The organism is Heliomarina baculiformis (genome assembly GCF_019966545.1).
Lineage (GTDB): Bacteria > Pseudomonadota > Alphaproteobacteria > Rhodobacterales > Rhodobacteraceae > Heliomarina > Heliomarina baculiformis.
This window is the reverse complement of the sequence record NZ_JAIMIC010000001.1, coordinates 675,233-691,983: the sequence shown is the minus strand read 5'-3', so window position 1 is coordinate 691,983 and position 16,751 is coordinate 675,233. Positions and strand designations below refer to the sequence as shown.

16 protein-coding genes are annotated in these 16,751 nt (G+C 60.2%); 11 read left to right on the top strand and 5 right to left on the bottom strand.

Annotated features, from left to right (window positions below):
• Positions 1-64: 64 nt before the first annotated feature.
• Positions 65-1,012 carry a LysR family transcriptional regulator gene (locus MF268_RS03360; protein WP_238369481.1) on the top strand — a complete coding sequence of 316 codons (948 nt, stop codon included), beginning with the start codon at positions 65-67 and terminating at the stop codon, positions 1,010-1,012.
• A gap of 74 nt (positions 1,013-1,086) precedes the next feature.
• Positions 1,087-2,172, top strand: a complete 1,086-nt coding sequence (locus MF268_RS03355) for a histidine kinase dimerization/phosphoacceptor domain -containing protein (RefSeq protein WP_238369480.1) — start codon at positions 1,087-1,089, stop codon at positions 2,170-2,172.
• On the opposite strand, the gene uraH is transcribed toward MF268_RS03355, so the two are convergent.
• On the bottom strand, positions 2,169-2,522 hold the full coding sequence (uraH, locus tag MF268_RS03350; protein ID WP_238369479.1) for a hydroxyisourate hydrolase: 354 nt from the start codon (positions 2,520-2,522) through the stop codon (positions 2,169-2,171). The genes MF268_RS03355 and uraH overlap by 4 nt on opposite strands.
• Positions 2,523-2,664: 142 nt before the next feature.
• Here uraH and puuE point away from each other — a divergent pair, with 142 nt between their 5' ends.
• From puuE to MF268_RS03335, 3 genes are read left to right on the top strand one after another with little or no spacing between them, the layout of a single operon-like run.
• Positions 2,665-4,074 carry an allantoinase PuuE gene (gene puuE / locus MF268_RS03345; RefSeq protein WP_238369478.1) on the top strand — a complete coding sequence of 470 codons (1,410 nt, stop codon included), beginning with the start codon at positions 2,665-2,667 and terminating at the stop codon, positions 4,072-4,074.
• Positions 4,071-4,553 (top strand): ureidoglycolate lyase, encoded by a 483-nt coding sequence (locus MF268_RS03340; RefSeq protein ID WP_238369477.1) that lies wholly within the window; start codon positions 4,071-4,073, stop codon positions 4,551-4,553. Before puuE ends, MF268_RS03340 begins: the two co-directional genes overlap by 4 nt.
• 53 nt (positions 4,554-4,606) lie before the next feature.
• A complete protein-coding gene (locus MF268_RS03335) occupies positions 4,607-6,064 on the top strand; it encodes a uracil-xanthine permease family protein (protein WP_238369476.1) in 1,458 nt (485 codons plus the stop codon).
• A gap of 34 nt (positions 6,065-6,098) precedes the next feature.
• Here the strand turns inward: MF268_RS03335 and MF268_RS03330 are convergent, their stop codons facing one another.
• Together MF268_RS03330 and MF268_RS03325 are read right to left on the bottom strand one after the other, a co-directional pair.
• Positions 6,099-7,082 (bottom strand): type I glyceraldehyde-3-phosphate dehydrogenase, encoded by a 984-nt coding sequence (locus MF268_RS03330; protein WP_238369475.1) that lies wholly within the window; start codon positions 7,080-7,082, stop codon positions 6,099-6,101.
• 109 nt (positions 7,083-7,191) lie between these two features.
• Positions 7,192-8,019, bottom strand: coding sequence for a bifunctional allantoicase/(S)-ureidoglycine aminohydrolase (locus MF268_RS03325; protein ID WP_238369474.1), 828 nt, complete (start codon positions 8,017-8,019; stop codon positions 7,192-7,194).
• A gap of 168 nt (positions 8,020-8,187) precedes the next feature.
• Between MF268_RS03325 and MF268_RS03320 the strand changes: the two genes are divergently transcribed.
• The 4 genes from MF268_RS03320 to MF268_RS03305 all read left to right on the top strand — a co-directional run bounded on the left by MF268_RS03320 (position 8,188) and on the right by MF268_RS03305 (position 12,660).
• Entirely contained in the window at positions 8,188-8,952 is a 765-nt protein-coding gene (locus tag MF268_RS03320) for an SDR family NAD(P)-dependent oxidoreductase (RefSeq protein WP_238369473.1), read from the top strand.
• 2 nt (positions 8,953-8,954) lie between these two features.
• Entirely contained in the window at positions 8,955-9,917 is a 963-nt protein-coding gene (locus MF268_RS03315) for a hypothetical protein (RefSeq protein ID WP_238369472.1), read from the top strand.
• Between the two features lie 191 nt (positions 9,918-10,108).
• Positions 10,109-11,869, top strand: a complete 1,761-nt coding sequence (locus tag MF268_RS03310) for a sugar phosphorylase (RefSeq protein WP_238369550.1) — start codon at positions 10,109-10,111, stop codon at positions 11,867-11,869.
• 167 nt (positions 11,870-12,036) lie between these two features.
• Positions 12,037-12,660 carry a VPLPA-CTERM sorting domain-containing protein gene (locus MF268_RS03305; RefSeq protein ID WP_238369471.1) on the top strand — a complete coding sequence of 208 codons (624 nt, stop codon included), beginning with the start codon at positions 12,037-12,039 and terminating at the stop codon, positions 12,658-12,660.
• 21 nt (positions 12,661-12,681) lie between these two features.
• On the opposite strand, the gene MF268_RS03300 is transcribed toward MF268_RS03305, so the two are convergent.
• Both MF268_RS03300 and MF268_RS03295 read right to left on the bottom strand, forming a co-directional pair.
• Entirely contained in the window at positions 12,682-13,905 is a 1,224-nt protein-coding gene (locus MF268_RS03300; protein ID WP_238369470.1) for a glycosyltransferase family protein, read from the bottom strand.
• Entirely contained in the window at positions 13,898-14,704 is an 807-nt protein-coding gene (locus MF268_RS03295; RefSeq protein ID WP_238369469.1) for an HAD-IIB family hydrolase, read from the bottom strand. The genes MF268_RS03300 and MF268_RS03295 overlap by 8 nt, the downstream gene beginning before the upstream one ends.
• Positions 14,705-14,972: 268 nt before the next feature.
• Between MF268_RS03295 and phnC the strand changes: the two genes are divergently transcribed.
• Positions 14,973-15,785 carry a phosphonate ABC transporter ATP-binding protein gene (phnC, locus tag MF268_RS03290; protein WP_238369468.1) on the top strand — a complete coding sequence of 271 codons (813 nt, stop codon included), beginning with the start codon at positions 14,973-14,975 and terminating at the stop codon, positions 15,783-15,785.
• A 59-nt stretch (positions 15,786-15,844) separates the two neighbouring features.
• Positions 15,845-16,747 carry a phosphonate ABC transporter substrate-binding protein gene (gene phnD, locus MF268_RS03285; protein ID WP_238369467.1) on the top strand — a complete coding sequence of 301 codons (903 nt, stop codon included), beginning with the start codon at positions 15,845-15,847 and terminating at the stop codon, positions 16,745-16,747.
• Positions 16,748-16,751: the final 4 nt, after the last annotated feature.

Below are 16,751 nucleotides of genomic sequence, written 5' to 3'. Positions count from 1 at the left end.
GGTCACCGCCGATATTATTCGCTAATCCGGGGTAGTTCTGAAAACTCTCAAAAATATCGAAAAGATGTCATACCTCGATAACATCCGGACCTTCGTGCGGGTCTATGAGCTGGGAAGCATGTCCGCCGCCGGACGCGATCTGCGGATTTCGCCCGCCGTGACCTCGGCGCGGATTTCGCAGCTGGAGAATCACCTGAACGTCAGGCTGTTCCAGCGGACAACGCGCAACCTGACCCCGACGGAACAGGGACGAGCCTTTTACGGTGGGGCCTGTGGCGTTCTGGAAAAGGTCGAACAGGCCGAGGCCGAGGTCATGAGCCTGACCGACAATCCGCGCGGATCGCTTTATGTCGCGGCGCCGCTGGGCATGGGCAGGCGTTTGATCGCGCCGCAGGTCGGGCCTTTTCTCGATAGCTATCCCGAGATTGATATACGGTTGCGGCTGAGTGACCGGGTTGTCGATTTGACCACCGAAGGTCTCGATCTTGCGTTCTTTCTAGGAGAACCGGCGGATAGCACGCTGCGCATCCGCAAGATCGCGGACTGTCGGCGCGTGCTTTGCGCGTCGCCCGAATACATCGACCGACGCGGCCACCCCGCTACGGGGCAGGACCTTATCAGCGACCGGCATGAATGCCTGAACCTTCGCTTTCCCGGCGCGACTGAATTTCAGTGGAAGCTGCTGACGCCGGACGGGCCGCAGAAATTTGCGATTACCGGACGATGCGAATGCGATGACGGTGACGTGCTGACCGACTGGGCGCTGAACGGGCGCGGCGTAGTCATGAAACCGGTGTTCGAGATCGCCGAACATCTGCTGTCGGGCGCGCTGGTCGTGGTGGGGGGCGACACACCACCGACCCCGGTGCAGATGGCCTGCCTTTACACGCATCGCCGCCATCAGGACCCGAAGACGCGTCTGTTCATGGATTACACGGTGGACCGTATCGGAAAGATTGTTAAAGAGGCCGAGAAACGCGTCACGGACCATTCTATAACCTCTGTGTCATAGGGCGAAAGCAGGCTTTAAGCCTAAATGATTAGAAGATATGAATTCGTAGGGCGACTGGGTACGGGCATCGGAAAATGGACTTTACAAACTCGGAAATTGAACGGCTTGAGGCTTTGCGCAGCCTCGATGTGCTGGACACCCCTCGCGAGGCTGAGTTCGATGATCTGGTTATGCTCGCTTCACGCATCTGCGGAGCGCCGGTGTCGCTGGTCAGCTTTGTCGATGAGGACCGCCAGTGGTTCAAGGCCAAGACCGGCTTTGACAAGGACCAGACGGATCTGAATTCCTCGATCTGTTCGCGGGTTATGTATGACGACGGCGTTATCGAGATCGAGGATACCTGGCTCGACGAGCGCACCTCGCAGAACCCGCTGTGTATCGGCGAGGGATCCATGCGTTTCTACGCGGGAGCGCCGTTGGTGACGGCGGACGGCCACCCTGTCGGTACACTTTGCGTGCTTGATGAAAAACCGCGTGTGCTGGACGAGATGCAGCGCGATACTCTTCGGGTGCTGGCGCGGCAGGCGATGAAGGAACTGGAATTGCGCAAGGCGCTGCGGGAGCAGCAAGTCCTGCGCAAGGAAATGGATCATCGCCTCAAGAATTCTCTGCAATCCGTTTCTTCGGTGATGCGGCTTTATGCGCGCCAGATCACCGATCCGGTTGCGACCGAAGCGATCGACGCGATCCAGCGTCGGCTTCAGGCGATTTCCGCGCTTCATACTGAAATGCAGGTATCCAGTTCTGATAAATTCATGTCGCTGGATAGCTATCTCGACCGGATCGTCGGGCATCTGCGTCTGTCGGTGCCTGCGAATGTTACAATTGAACTCTCGTCCGAACCGGTAGAGTTCGACGCCGAGAAGGCCGCGTCGCTTGGCGTGATCGTCAGCGAAGCTATTGCGAATTCGGTCAAACATGGCTTTCCGGATGATCGTGCGGGCGTCATTCATGTGCGCCTGTCACGTCAGGCAGACGGGGGCCTGCAACTGGAATGCCGTGATGACGGGGTTGGCAATGCGGTGCGGGTCAAAGACGAGTCCGGCGTTTCCGGGCTGGGCCGAAGCCTTCTTGAAGCCGCTGCGTCGCAACTGGACGGCACCTTGGAGTCCTCGTTGGATGAAAACGGCAGCAGTCTTGTACTGACCTTCCCGGTTTAGCTGCCGCGATAGGTCGAATAGCCAAAAGCGGAGAGCAGCAGCGGCACGTGGTAATGCGCCGCTTCGGACATGCCGAAGCGGATCGGGATCATGTCGAGAAAGCGTGGCGTGCCATCCTTGACCGGGTGCTGGTCCAGGTAGTCGCCCACGTGAAAACGCAGCTCGTAAGTGCCGGTGGCGAAATCCTTTTTCGGCAGGATCGGCGTGTCGGTGCGCCCGTCGTCATTGGTTGAAACAGTGGCGATATGCGCGGCATCGTTGCCGTTGATCCGGTAAAGTTCGATACGGATTCCCTGCGCCGGGCAGCCACGGGCGGTGTCGAGAACATGGGTTGTCAGATAGCCGGTCAAATGATTGCCTCCAGAGCCACGGGTTTTGTGTGACGCAGGTCGCAGCTTTGTGCAAATGCGAAGTTTTTGACAGTGTTATTGCACATTTTTGAAACCGCAGTCGGGAAAATGGCTTAGAAACGGCCCATACCCGAGGGGACTTATGAACAGATATCCACGTGACATGATCGGCTATGGGGCAACCCCGCCGGATCCGAAATGGCCCGGCGACGCGCGTATCGCCGTGCAGATCGTTTTAAACTACGAAGAAGGCGGCGAGAACAACATCCTCCACGGGGATTCCGCCTCCGAAGCTTTCCTGTCCGAGATCGTCGGTGCGGCGCAGTGGCCCGGCCAGCGTCACTGGAATATGGAATCGATCTATGAATACGGGGCACGCGCCGGGTTCTGGCGTTTGCACCGTCTTTTGGGCGATTTGCCGATTACCGTTTACGGCGTGGCCACGGCGCTGGCCCGTGCGCCCGAACAGGTCGCAGCGATGCAGGCCTCGGGTTGGGAGATCGCCAGCCACGGGCTGAAATGGATCGAACACAAGGATATGCCCGAAGACGAGGAACGCGCGGCCATTGCCGAGGCGATCCGTCTGCACACCGAGGTCACCGGCGAGGCCCCGCGCGGCTGGTACGCGGGGCGGACTTCGATCAACACCGTGCGGCTGGCATCTGAGACGGGTCAGTTCGATTACGTGGCCGATACCTATGATGATGATCTGCCCTACTGGATGAAGGTGGGGGATCGCGACCAGCTGATCGTGCCTTATACGCTTGATTGCAACGACATGCGTTTCGCGACGCCGCAGGGTTTCAATTCCGGCGACCAGTTCTTTGCCTATCTGCGCGATACGTTTGATACGCTTTACGAGGAAGGCGAGGCTGGCCAGCCGAAAATGATGTCTATCGGCTTGCATTGCCGTCTTGTCGGGCGACCGGGGCGTATCCGCGCGCTGGCGCGGTTTCTTGAACATGCCAAGAGCCATTCAAAGGTCTGGTTTGCCACGCGGCTGCAGATTGCCGAGCATTGGGCGGCGACCCATCCCCCGGTTGAGCAGACCCGTCCGCATCAGATGGACAAGGAACAGTTCGTTGCCACCTACGGCGGCGTTTTCGAGCATTCGCCATGGATCGCAGAACGTGCTTGGGCGCTTGAGCTTGGTCCGGCCCATGATAGCGCGACCGGCGTGCATAACGCGCTGGCCCGTGTTTTTCGCGTTGCAAGCGATGCAGAACGCCTCGGCGTGCTCAAGGCGCATCCCGATCTTGCCGGGAAACTGGCCGCGGCCAAACGGTTGACGGTGGAATCCACGGCGGAACAGGCCTCGGCGGGCCTTGATGCACTGACTGACGAAGAGCGTGCCGCCTTCACCGAGATGAACGATGCCTATACAGCCAAGTTCGGCTTTCCCTTCATCATCGCGGTGCGGGACAATACAAAGGCCAGCATCATGGCCGCCTTCCGCGAACGTCTCGATAATACCCCCGCTGAGGAGCTGGCCACCGCCTGCAAACAGGTCGAACGCATCGCGGAAATCCGCCTGCGAGACATGCTGCGATGAGCCGGAGCGTTTCGATCAATCCGATGCAAGCCGGGGCGTTTGCCGATTTCGGGGACCTGATCGAGGCAAAAGGCGACGCGGACAAGATCATCAATCAGGGGCTTTGCGGCCGCTACCATGACCGCGCCCGGTTTGATTTTTCCGATGGCAGAGCCGGGCTCAGCCTGTTCAAGGCCGAGCCGCGAACCCTGCCGCTGAAGCTCGAGATGGTCGAACGTCACCCGGATGGTAGCCAGACCTTCATCCCGATGAGCGAACATTCCTTTCTGGTGGTGGTCGCGCCGGACGCGGGCGGCGTGCCTGGCCAGCCGCAAGCGTTTCGAACCGAACCGGGGCAGGTGATCAATTTTCATCGGGGCACCTGGCATGGCGTGCTGACGCCACTGCACGCGCCGGGTCTTTTCGCCGTGGTCGACCGGATCGGCCCCGGCAGCAATCTGGAAGAACACTGGTTCGAGGAACCGTACATGATCGAATGAAGCCGCGACCGCCCGGCAAGAGGCGGCAGGCAAACCAACAAAAGGGACATGAAATGGCTGATACTTCTCTGGGGACCGCAGAACAGCTACGCGATCCGAACTACACGCCCGCGCTGTATAAGGCCGTGCCGCTTGGCATCCAGCATGTGCTGGCAATGTTCGTCTCGAACGTCACGCCGGCCATAATCGTTGCCGGTGCCGCCGGTTTCGGTTTCGGCTCGAACTCGCCGGATTTCCCGGAGCTGCTTTACCTGATCCAGATGTCGATGCTCTTTGCCGGGGTCGCGACCCTGCTACAGACCATCACCATAGGCCCGGTCGGGGCGGCGCTGCCCATCGTGCAGGGCACCTCTTTTGCCTTCATTCCGATCATGATCCCGCTGGTCGCGGGTAAAGGTGTCGACGGTCTTGCCGCGCTTTTTGGCGGGGTGATCCTTGGCGGTCTGTTCCATGCGCTGCTTGGCACGGTGATCGGCAAGATCCGCTTTGCCCTGCCGCCGCTGGTGACAGGTCTGGTTGTCACGATGATCGGTCTTGCGCTGGTCAAGGTCGGCATCGAATACGCGGCTGGCGGTGTGCCGGCCAAGGCTTCGGGCGCCGAAAGTTACGGCAGCCTGCGCAGCTGGTCCGCCGCGCTGGTCGTGATCTTCGTGACGCTCGGGGTGAAATTCTTTACCCGCGGCATCCTGTCTGTGTCAGCCGTGCTTGTGGGCATCATCGTCGGCTATCTCTATGCGCTGGGCATCGGCATGATCACATTCGATGGAATTGCGACAAGCTGGCAGCGGGCCGCGGCCTTCGCGCTCCCCATGCCGCTGAAATACGGTTTCGAATTTTCGCTGGCCGCGGTCATCGGTTTCTGCCTGATGGCCTTTGTCTCGGCCGTGGAAACCGTCGGAGACGTCTCGGGCATCACCAAGGGCGGGGCAGGGCGCGAAGCCACCGATGGCGAAATCCGTGGTGCCACCTTTGCCGATGGGATCGGCAGTGCGCTTGCCGGTGTCTTTGGCGGTTTGCCCAATACTTCCTTTTCCCAGAACGTCGGTCTGATCGCGATGACCGGCGTCATGAGCCGCCATGTGGTCACCATCGGCGCGCTCTTCCTGATCTTCTGCGGGCTGGTGCCCAAGGTCGGCGGCCTGATCCGCACCGTCCCGATCGAAGTTCTGGGCGGTGGCGTGATCGTCATGTTCGGGATGGTGGTGGCTTCGGGTGTCTCAATGCTGTCGGATGTAAACTGGAACCGACGCAACATGGTGGTCTTCGCCGTGGCGCTCTCCGTCGGGCTTGGGCTGCAGCTCGAGGTGATGAACCTTGCGCCCGGCGCGCCAAACGCCCTGCAGCACCTGCCGGATTCTCTGCGCATCCTCGGCGCGTCGGGCATCCTGCCAGCTGCCCTGATTGCCATCGTGCTGAACCTGCTGCTGCCCGAAGAACTCTACGAGGAATCGACCGAGGAAGTTTCGGGCGGCATGTCAGGTCAGGCCACCGGTCGGTTCTCGAAAAACTAAGCCAAACGCGCCGGGCAAAAGGTCCCGCGCGTTGCTACCCCCGCGCGGCCATCATCGCCGCCACGTCAAGCATGCGGGCCGAAAAACCCCACTCGTTGTCATACCAGCCAAAAACCCGCGCCTGCCCGTCAACGAAACGGGTCTCCGGCCCGGCCACCACCAGCGACTCGGGGCGCGCCCGCAGGTCCGATGAGACAAGCGGCTGATTAGTCCAGCCAAGCACCGGCGAAGCCGTGACAGCCTCACGAAGGGCTTCATCGAAGCCATCTGCGCTCATCGCGTCACGCAGTTGCACCACTAGATCGATGGCCGACACGCTCGCCACCGGCACGCGGAGGGCCGATCCCGTAAGACGCCCCTCAAGTTCAGGCAGGACCTCGTCGATCAGGTGCGTGGCGCTGCTCGTGGTGGGCACCATTGACTGCGCGCCGCCACGGCTACGTGCGAAGTCGTCGCGCGGCGCATCCACCATCGGCTGGCTGTTGGTATAGCAGTGGATGGTCGTCATATGACCGCGTTCGACGCCGCCAATCTCATCCAGCACCCGAACCAGCGGCGCCAGCGCATTGGTTGTGCAGGAGGCGTTGGAGACAACCCGTTCGTCCCCCAGCAAAGCGTCATTGGCGCCGCGCACCAGCGTCAACTCGGCTGCCGGAGAAGGTCCGGAAATTAGCACCGACCGCGCGCCCGCGGCCAGTCCGCGCCGCGCCACATCCGATGTCCGGGCAATGCCGGTGCATTCAAGCACCACGTCAACACCGGACAGGTCGATCTGTGACAGATTATCCGCCCGGCTCAGCGTCATCCCGCGCCCGTCCACAATCAGCATGCCGTCCCGTGCCTCGACGGTCCCGGGATAAGGACCAAAGGTGCTGTCAAACTGGAACAGGTAGGCGCACATCTCGGGCGTGGCGATATCATTGATCCGCGCAACCTCGATCCCGCGCGCCGGCTCGCTCAGAACCTGGCGCAGAATCGTGCGGCCGATACGGCCGAATCCATTGATCGCGATACGCATGCGCCTCTCATGTCACCAAGCGAGGCGGGCCTCAATGGGCAACCTGTCGCTTATCAGAGCCCATCCCCTTCTTTGGGTTTAAAAATATCCCCGCCGGAGGCATCGCGCGTCAGCGCGATCCAAACCGCATGTGCCGGTTCACGTCCTTGTAGAGAAGATAGCGAAACGGTCCCGGACCGCCTGCATAGCAGGCCTGCGGGCAAAAGGCGCGCAGCCACATGTAGTCGCCGGCCTCAACCTCGACCCAGTCCTGGTTGAGCCGGTAGACCGCCTTGCCTTCCAGAACATACAGACCGTGCTCCATCACGTGTGTTTCAGGAAAGGGAATGACCCCGCCGGGCTGAAACGTCACGATGGTCACATGCATGTCGTGCCGCATGTCCTCGGGCGACACGAACCGGGTCGTGGCCCAGCGCCCTTCGGTGCCGGACATGGCGATGGGGTCCACCGCCGCGTCGCTGGTGACAAAGGCTTCGGGTGGCTCGATACCTTCGGCCGCCTCATAGGCCTTTCGGATCCAATGGAACCGGACCGGCGCTTGGGATGCATTGCGCAAACTCCAGTCCGCGCCTGCTGGCAGAAAGGCATAGCCGCCTGCCTCCATCGCATGTTCGTCACCGGAAATCGTCAGATGCATATTGCCTTCGACGACAAACAGCACCGCCTCGGCCTGCCTGTTCGGTTCGGGGCGTGAACTGCCCCCGCCCGGCGCGACTTCCATCACGTAATGGGAAAAGGTTTCGGCAAAACCGCTTAAAGGGCGCGCGATCACCCAAAGCCGGGTGTCCTCCCAGTGCGGCAACCGGCTGGTGGTGATATCGCGCAGGGTGCCCTTGGGAATGACCGCGTAGGCTTCGGTGAACATCGCGCGGTCGGTCAGAAGCTGCTCCTGACCGGGGTGACCGCCCTGAGGTGCATAATAGGTTCTGCCGGTCATGATGCTCTCCTTCGGATCTGCTTCCTTATCCGCCAAACGCCGCGTCGAGGAAAGCCATGGGCCGCCGATAGCATTCGTCCGGTATTTTTGAAGATCGCGGCAACGCTCGGTTGCAACGTCACGCGGCTTGGGCAAAAGATTGCGTGATTGCAACAGGAAAACCCTTTCATGACAGATCTGCCCACGCCGCCCTCGCAACGAATGGATGGTAGGATCGCGCTTGTCACCGGTGCTTCCTCGGGCATTGGGCAGGGCTGTGCCGTCGCGCTTGCCGATGCCGGGGCGCATGTGGTCTGTGCCGCGCGCCGGGCTGAACGGCTGAACGAAACCGTCGAGGCGATGACCCAAAGGGGCTGGTCTGCTGAGGCGCTGCCGCTCGATCTGGCGGATCTAAATGCCATGGAAACCGCGCTTGATGGGCAGGTCTTTGACGTGGTGGTCAATGCCGCCGGGACCACCTTTCCGGGTCTTGCTTTCGACACCTCGCCTGCGGAATTCGACCGGGTCATCTCGTTGAACCTGCGGGCGGCCTATTTTCTTTCGACCACCTGCGCGACCGCGCTGCGTGACGCGGGCAAGCCGGGCTCGATCATCCATATCTCGAGCCAGATGGGTCACGTGGGTGGCCGCGAACGCACGCTTTACTGTGCTTCGAAATGGGGTCTCGAAGGCATGGTCCGGGCGATGGCGCTGGAGTGGGCCGACTACGATATCCGCGTGAATACGATTGCGCCGACCTTCATCCGCACACCGCTGACCGCGCCGACCTTTGCGCGCCCCGAACAGGTGGCCTGGATCGAGGACAAGATCAAACTTGGCCGGGTGGGCGAAGTGTCGGATATCATGGGTGCGGCGCTTTACCTTGCGAGCGATGCTTCGGCCATGGTGACGGGAACTTCGATGCTTATCGACGGCGGATGGACGGCGGATTGAACATGAAGAGACTGCTGATTTCACTGCTCTTGCTTTTTCCTGGCGCGCTGGCCGCACAGGGATGGCAATTGCAGACAAGTGATGATGGGTCCTATTTTGCGGGTTTCCTGAACGCACCCGCCGGGGTCGAGATCAGCCTTGTCTGCGGCGAACGGTCCCCACGAGGCCTGTCGCCACAGGAAACCGGGAATATGGAGCCTGATATCTCCGCGCCCAACACCCTGATACTTTACATCGGCATGGGACATATTCCGGCGCCGCAAAGCGAATTCAAACGGCAAGATGTCATCATAAGCACCGGGGCGCAGGGCTACCGCATACCCGAGTTGATCTGGAACGAGCTGTTCGGGACGTGGGAGGCACGGGTCGCGGCGCAGGACGCGCTTTTGCAATCCATGGCCGCAAGCCCCGGGTTCGAAATCATCACCAACGAGGGCCGTCAACCTATACCGGCAGCGGGTTTTGCCACCGGATACGACCAGTTGCTCGGGTACTGCCAATCGATGTTCGAAAGCAGCGGTATATCCTGGGATGGCACGCCCCCGGAGCCGCGGGAACAGTCAGATGGTGGCGTGGATATGCGCCGGGTGGCCGAGGGAACGATGGTCGAGGGGTGCAACGGCGATGCTACCACGGGCGAGAACTACTTGCTCAGTGGCGATATCGATGGCGACGGCATCGAGGACGTGGTGCTCGACTGGCGTGAGGTTGAATGCGTCAACGCCCCGGCGCGGCCTTTCTGCGGTGCCTCGATGTGCTCGGCGGACGTCTTCATCAGCTCGGACTACCCGGCCACCGGGCAGCCCAAGAACCTGCTGGCGCTGGGCGTAAAGCTGATCCCGTTGAACAATGGCAATACCGGCATCATCACCGGTGGTTCGATGGGACAGTGCAACGCTGATGGGCGCAAGCCCTGTGAATACTTGTTTTACTGGGATGGGTCGGATCTCGCTCTGGCACCATGATCCCAGCGCAAACGCGTGAATGTCCGGATTTCGATTGAAAAAACATCAGGCTAACGCGCCGGTGACGCAAAATGACGCAACTGCGTGGGAGAGTGATTGATCGCCAGTCGTGGATTTTTATGCTGAACGAATGGCCCGTCCCTTTTTCGACCCGGGGTGCAGGGCATTCAACAGATCGGACCCGCTGATTGATGATTAGCCCGCCGCATTCCTTCGACCAGAAGATCAAGGGTCTTCTCGACAGTATCTATCCCGATCAGGACACCGTGATGTTGGCGCGACAGATGGTAGCCGCCTTTTGGCCCGAGGGTACGCATCAGCGCAAACGATCACGCACGCCGGGGAACAATCTCTGGTCCGAGAAAGATGCACTGCTCATCACCTATGGCAATTCGCTGCTGGACGGGAAACACAAGCCGCTCGATCTGCTTTATGACTTCCTGCGCACCCGGCTGAAGGGCGTCGTTAACGGTGTTCACATCCTGCCGTTCTTTCCCTTTACTTCGGATGACGGCTTTGCCGTGACCGATTTCAGGAGCGTCAATCCGCAGCTTGGCGACTGGGCCGATATCAACCGGATCGGCAGCGAATTCCACCTGATGTCCGATCTGGTTCTGAACCATGTCTCGAGCCAAGGGCCGTGGTTCAATTCCTACCGGCAGGGCATCGCGCCCTATGACAAGTTCTTTTTCGAGGCCTCGCCCGAGGATGATCTCTCGGACGTGGTCCGCCCGCGGACGACGCCGCTCTTGCAAGAGGTCGAAACGGTACACGGCACCCGCTACGTCTGGTGCACATTCAGCCATGACCAGATCGACGTGGATTTCCGCAATCCGGAGGTGCTGCTTGAATTTCTTCGCATCATCCGGCTGCATCTGGATAATGGTGTGCGGATCATCCGGCTGGATGCGGTAGCCTTTATCTGGAAAGAGGTAGGCACACCGTCGATCCATCTGCCGCAGACGCATGCGATCATCCGACTGCTGCGGCTGCTCTGTGATTTCACGGTCGAGCCGGTGGTTCTGCTGACCGAAACCAACGTGCCGCGTACGGAGAACCTCAGCTATTTCGGCAATCGCAACGAAGCGCATGCGGTTTACAACTTCCCGCTGCCGCCGCTGATCCTTCACGCGATGATGTCGGGCACCGCGCGCTACCTGCACCGATGGGCCACCGCGATGCCCCCGGCCCAGCTTGGCTGTGCCTATCTCAACTTTACTGCCAGCCATGACGGGATTGGGATGCGCCCGGCCGAAGGTGTTCTGCCCGAGGATGAAAAACAGCGCATGATCGATACGGTTGTTGCCAACGGCGGCCTTGTCTCCATGCGCGCGCTGCCCGATGGCGGGCAATCTCCCTATGAGTTGAACACTACCTTTTACGACGCGCTCGCCTCGACCTTTGAAGGCGCGGACGATCTGCATTTCGAAAGGTTCATATGCTCGCAGACAATCGTGATGTCGATGGAGGGGATACCGGCGTTTTACATCCACTCTCTGCTGGCAACGCCGAACGATCACGAACAAGTCGAGCGGCGCGGCATGAACCGGGCAATCAACCGTCATCGCTGGGACTACCCTTCGCTGCTGGCCTTGCTCAACGCGCCGGATTCGCCGCAGGCCCGTGTGCTGACCGCTATGTCGAACCGTCTGAAACTGCGCGCGAAACAGCCGGGTTTTCATCCCAACGCCACGCAGTTTACGCTGAAACTGGATGATGATCGGCTGTTTGGCCTCTGGCGGCAGAGCCTTGACCGTGACCAGTCGATCTTTGCACTGCATAATGCAAGTGGTGAGACCGTCGAGATATCCCCGGCGTCCATCAACCTGATCGATGGAGAGGACTGGGTCGATATCCTGTCGGGCGACGTGATCGATCCGCTGAGCGAGCAGGTCATCATGGCCCCCTATCAGTGCCGCTGGATTACGAATCGACGCCAAGACAGTGACTGAGCAGCGCCGGGGCAACGTGTTCTGGCTGTATTGTGTTTTTTTCCTAAGGCAATTCTGGGCAAAAAGCGGAATTGTTTCCTGATTTAGAGCGCGAAGAACGGTTGGGTTGCTTCAACCTCCGGGGTGCGTTAGCGCAAGTGCTCAACACCTGTTTCCGAGTGGTCCCCATGTCTCGCGTACTCTTCCGCAGCCTTGTTTCAGCTGCACTTCTTTCCTTCTCCATGCTCCCTGCAACGGCCAGCACCGTTTCCGAAACGGATGTAGCGGGCGGCGATTTCTCCGGTGACTGGAGGAACTTCAGCGCAATCGCGGCCGGCACCGGTTCGGTTTCTGGCACATGGTCTGGCACCAACGATTACGATTTCCTCGCGTTTTCCGGCCTCGGGTCCGGCGCTCAGGAAATCAAACTCACCTTCAGCACGCTTGGTAAGCAGGACTACAGCTTTTCCGCCGGCGGCAAGATCATGTGGTCGACGACGCCGCTCAAGTATAGCGCGTGGGAAGGCAAGACCCTCGGGACCGTCGATTTCAACTATTACAACCAGAGCAACGACCAGACGTTCACGCTCGAGCTGGACGATGCCTTTACTGGTGACCTCTACCTACAGCTTTACGGCACCAACGGCGTCTTGGGCTATAATATCCTGACCGCTGCGAATGACTCAGCGATTGTGGTTCCCGACACGCCGGACATGGCGGCTGTCCCGCTTCCCGGTACGGCGCCCCTTATGATCGCGGGGCTTGCCGGGCTGATCGGTCTGGGTGCGCGCCGCCGTCGCCAAGCCAAGTAAGAAGAATGCCGGGTGCAGCGTTTAGGTGCTGAACTCGGCCAAATCCGCAGCTGCCGCCGCTTTCAGGTCATGCAGGAAACTCGGGTCGGCCGAATGAACCCGGTTCCACGTAGAGATGAACGGCGTTTCATGCGGGTTTTCCAGAAAAATCTGACCCGCCCGCATCAGGTTTTCCGCGAAGAGTTCGATCGTCTGTTCCTCGCGGTGGCGATCGAGCTTTAGCCCGTTCATCTGGGCGTCGTTATAGTAAGCATCCAGATGGTCGAGCGCGCAGCGGTAATAGGTGGCCTTCAGCGTGCGGAAGACGTGGAAGGTAAAGACCGTTCCATCCGCCGCGAGCTTGCGAAAGATCGATTTGCAGATATCCGTGGACATGCGCGACAGCCCGGTCGAGGCGTCTTCTTCGCTTAGCGTCTGGTGCTTGTGATCATAGGCATCGGCGATCTCCACCTGACAGACCGCCTGCGGCGCAAGGTTGCGCCATGCTTCGGACAGGATGCCGATTTCCAGCCCCCAGTCTGAGGGAATGCGCAGATCTGGCAGGATTCCTGTCCGCATCGCGAATTCCCCGGATAGCGGATAGCGGAACGAGCGCAGGTAATCGAGGTAATCGCGATCCCCGATCACCCGTTTCAGCGCCATCAGGAGCGGGCTCACCAAGAGCCGTGTGACCCGCCCGTTCAGCTTGCCTTCGCCGATGCGCGGATAGAATCCCTTGGCGACCTGATAGGGAAAAGTCGGATTGGCGACCGGATACACCAGCCTCGCGAGCATTTCATTCGTGTAAGTCAGGATATCGCAGTCGTGGATCGCCATGACGGAACTGTCGGCACAGGAAATCAGGTAACCAAGGCAGCTCCAGACGTTCTTGCCCTTGCCGGGTTCATTCGGCGCAAGCCCGATGTCCGCGAGTCGCTGCTCGAGTTCGCGCATGCGCGGGCTGTCGTTCCAAAGTACGATATGGTTCTGAGGCAGGGCAGAGAAAAATTCGCAGGCATAGCGATATTGCGCGGCGTCCGCCCGGTCCAGCCCGATGATGATCCGGTGCAGGTAGGGGACTTTCTTCAACTCTTCCAGGATATGGGGCATCGCCTCGCCCTCAAGTTCCGAGAAAAGGCAGGGCAGGATTAGGGTGATTTTGCGGGACTGGGAAAAAATCTCGAGTTCATAGCTGAGTTCCGCAAGCGATTGCGTGCGCAGATTGTGGAGCGTGGCGACATTGCCGTTTTGATGAAAGTCAGACATGTCGCCCGATCTCCGTAAGCAACTGCAGTTCTGATAGTAGACCAAGGATCGCGGCATTCCACCCTGCCGGTCCCGGCAATTCGGTGCGCCGGATGCGGCCTTCGTCCTCGCCCTTGAGCCGAGGCAGGGGTGCGGCATCGGGATTGGCGACGATATAGCCGAAATCAGCCCGGTCCAGCATTTCGACATCGTTTGGCGCGTCACCAAGCGCCACGCTGTGCGCGGGCCGGGACCTGTCGATGATGGCATCCATCCGGTCGGCTTTCGTGTGGCCAAGCGACAGGGTCAGGAACCGGCCGCCCATCCGGGCGGAAATGCCTTTATCGGAAAGGGCGGCGATGAAGCTTTCGCGATCTGCTTCGGATCCGGACCACATGCCCGGTTCCGAATAGCGCCGCTCTCTCGCAAGGGCTGCTTGCGCTTCGGATAGGCCGGTCGCGTCGGAGACTTCATTTGCGCTCATATCTCCGAACCCGCGGAATGGGGATCGAAGGTTTTGAGGCAAGGAGGCAAGGATCGACCTTATCTCCGCATAATCCCCTGCGTCGTCTCCGGCATGGGTTCCGGCTTCGAGCAAGCCTGCGCCGTTCTCCACGATGGCGGGCCAGCCCGACAGGCCAAGTTCGTCGCGCAACGGGGCGATTTCGGCGGCCGTTTTCGAACTCGCCAGCACCACGCCTCCGGAAAGTGCGGCAATCGCGTCAAGCGCGGGCAGGGCAGGGGCGTAGCTGTAGCCGTGATGGTCAAGCAAGGTTCCGTCCAGATCCGTAAAGACGAGAATCGGAAGAGGTTGCTTCATATTTCTGTCATTCCTGCGCGGCACCGTTCCTGTTTCCGGGCCGTTCCCGGAAAGCCTAGCGCAGGCCATGGCACTTCCCAAGAGCGCATCTGCAAAAATGCCTTTTATCAAGCAGCAAGCCGGAAACTGACCTCTTTCTGGGCGCGCTCGCGTGCTGCACCGACTTGTCCACAGGCTAGACGCTCCATGTCACGAAACTTTAGCAGAACCGACACAAAGCAGTGACCCAAACGCCCTAGCGGTGGCGCCGGAACGAATGGGGTGCTGAATGCTGTCTGTCGAAAAACTGACCAAACGCTTCGGGGCGAATACCGCCGTCGATGAAGCGTCCTTTACCGTGGACCGGTCCATGATGCTGGGAATCATCGGACGCTCCGGGGCAGGCAAGTCCACCTTCCTTCGCATGATGAACCGGCTGACAGATGCAAGTTCGGGCGAGCTGAACTTTGAGGGGCGCAATGTCCTTTCGCTGACCGGCAAGGCCAAGCGAGCCTGGCAGGCCGAATGCGCGATGATCTTCCAGCAGTTCAATCTGGTGCCGCGCATGGACGTGGTGTCAAACGTGCTGCACGGCACGCTGAACCGGCGTTCGAATTTCACTTCGATGTTCAACCTGTTCCCGCGCGACGACATCCACCGCGCCATCGATATCCTCGAGCGGCTTGGCATCGTCGATCACGCGGCCAAGCGGGCCGAGGCGCTTTCCGGCGGTCAGCAGCAGCGCGTCGCCATTGCGCGCGCCCTCATGCAGGATCCCAAGATCATCCTTGCGGACGAACCTATCGCCTCGCTCGACCCGATGAATGCACAGGTGGTCATGGAATCCCTGCGTCGCATCCATGACGAGGACGGCCGCATGGTGATCGCCAACCTTCATACGCTGGATACGGCGCGGCGCTATTGTGACCGGGTTATCGGGATGCGCGACGGCCGCATCGTTTTCGACGGCACGCCCGAACAGCTGACCACCGGTGTCGCGCGCGACATCTATGGTGCTGGCGCCGATTTTTCCGAAGCGGCCACATCCACCGAAATCCGCGACCACACGCCCGAAATCCGCGCGGCGGAAGTGGCGGTCTGACGCTTACCCTTTCAACTGATCCGACCCCGGGACGGGGCGGTAACCAACGGAGAAGACCTATGAAAAAACTCATCGCAGCAGCGCTTGCGACCACCGCCCTTGCAGGCTCGGTTGCAGCTCAGGAAATTACCGAATTCCGCATCGGTCTGCTGGGCGGCGAAAACGCCCAGGACCGTCTGGCCTCGAACGAATGCCTTGCCACCTATGCCGAAGAAACGCTGGGCGTTCCCACCAAACTCTTCGCCCCCGCCGACTATAACGGCGTGATCCAGGGCCTGCTCGGCGGCACGCTCGACATGGCATGGCTGGGTGCTTCGGGTTACGCGGCTGTTTACCTGTCTGACCCCGAAGTGGTCGAGCCGGTTCTCGTCAAGATCAACCTCGACGGCTCCTACGGCTATCACTCCATCGGTTTTGCCCGTAAGGACAGCGGCATCACCTCGCTCGAAGACATGAAGGGCAAGGTCTTTGGCTTTGGCGATCCCAACTCGACCTCGGGTTACCTGATCCCCTCGATCGAAATCCCCGCCGAAACCGGTGCCTCGATGGAAAGCGGCGATTACTTTGGCGAAGTCAAGTTCACCGGCGGTCACGAGCAGACCATCGTTGCCGTGAACAATGGCGATGTCGACGGCGGTGTGACCTGGGCCGATGGTCAGGGCGCATGGGAAGACGGCTACAACTCTGGCGCGCTGCGCAAGGCGGTTGATGCCGGTCTCGTGGACATGAATGATCTGGTCGAAATCTGGCGCTCCAAGCCGATCCCGGAAGGCCCGGTCGTGCTGCGCAGCTCGCTGCCTGCTGACGTCAAGGAAAAGATGGTCGCTCTGGTTGACGGTCTGCACGAAACCGATCCGGAATGCGCCTATGGCGTTGCTGCCGGTGAGTCGCTGGGTTTTGACCCCATCACCCACGACGCCTACCTGTCGATCATCGAAGCACGCAAAGCCAAGAGCAACTAAGCAA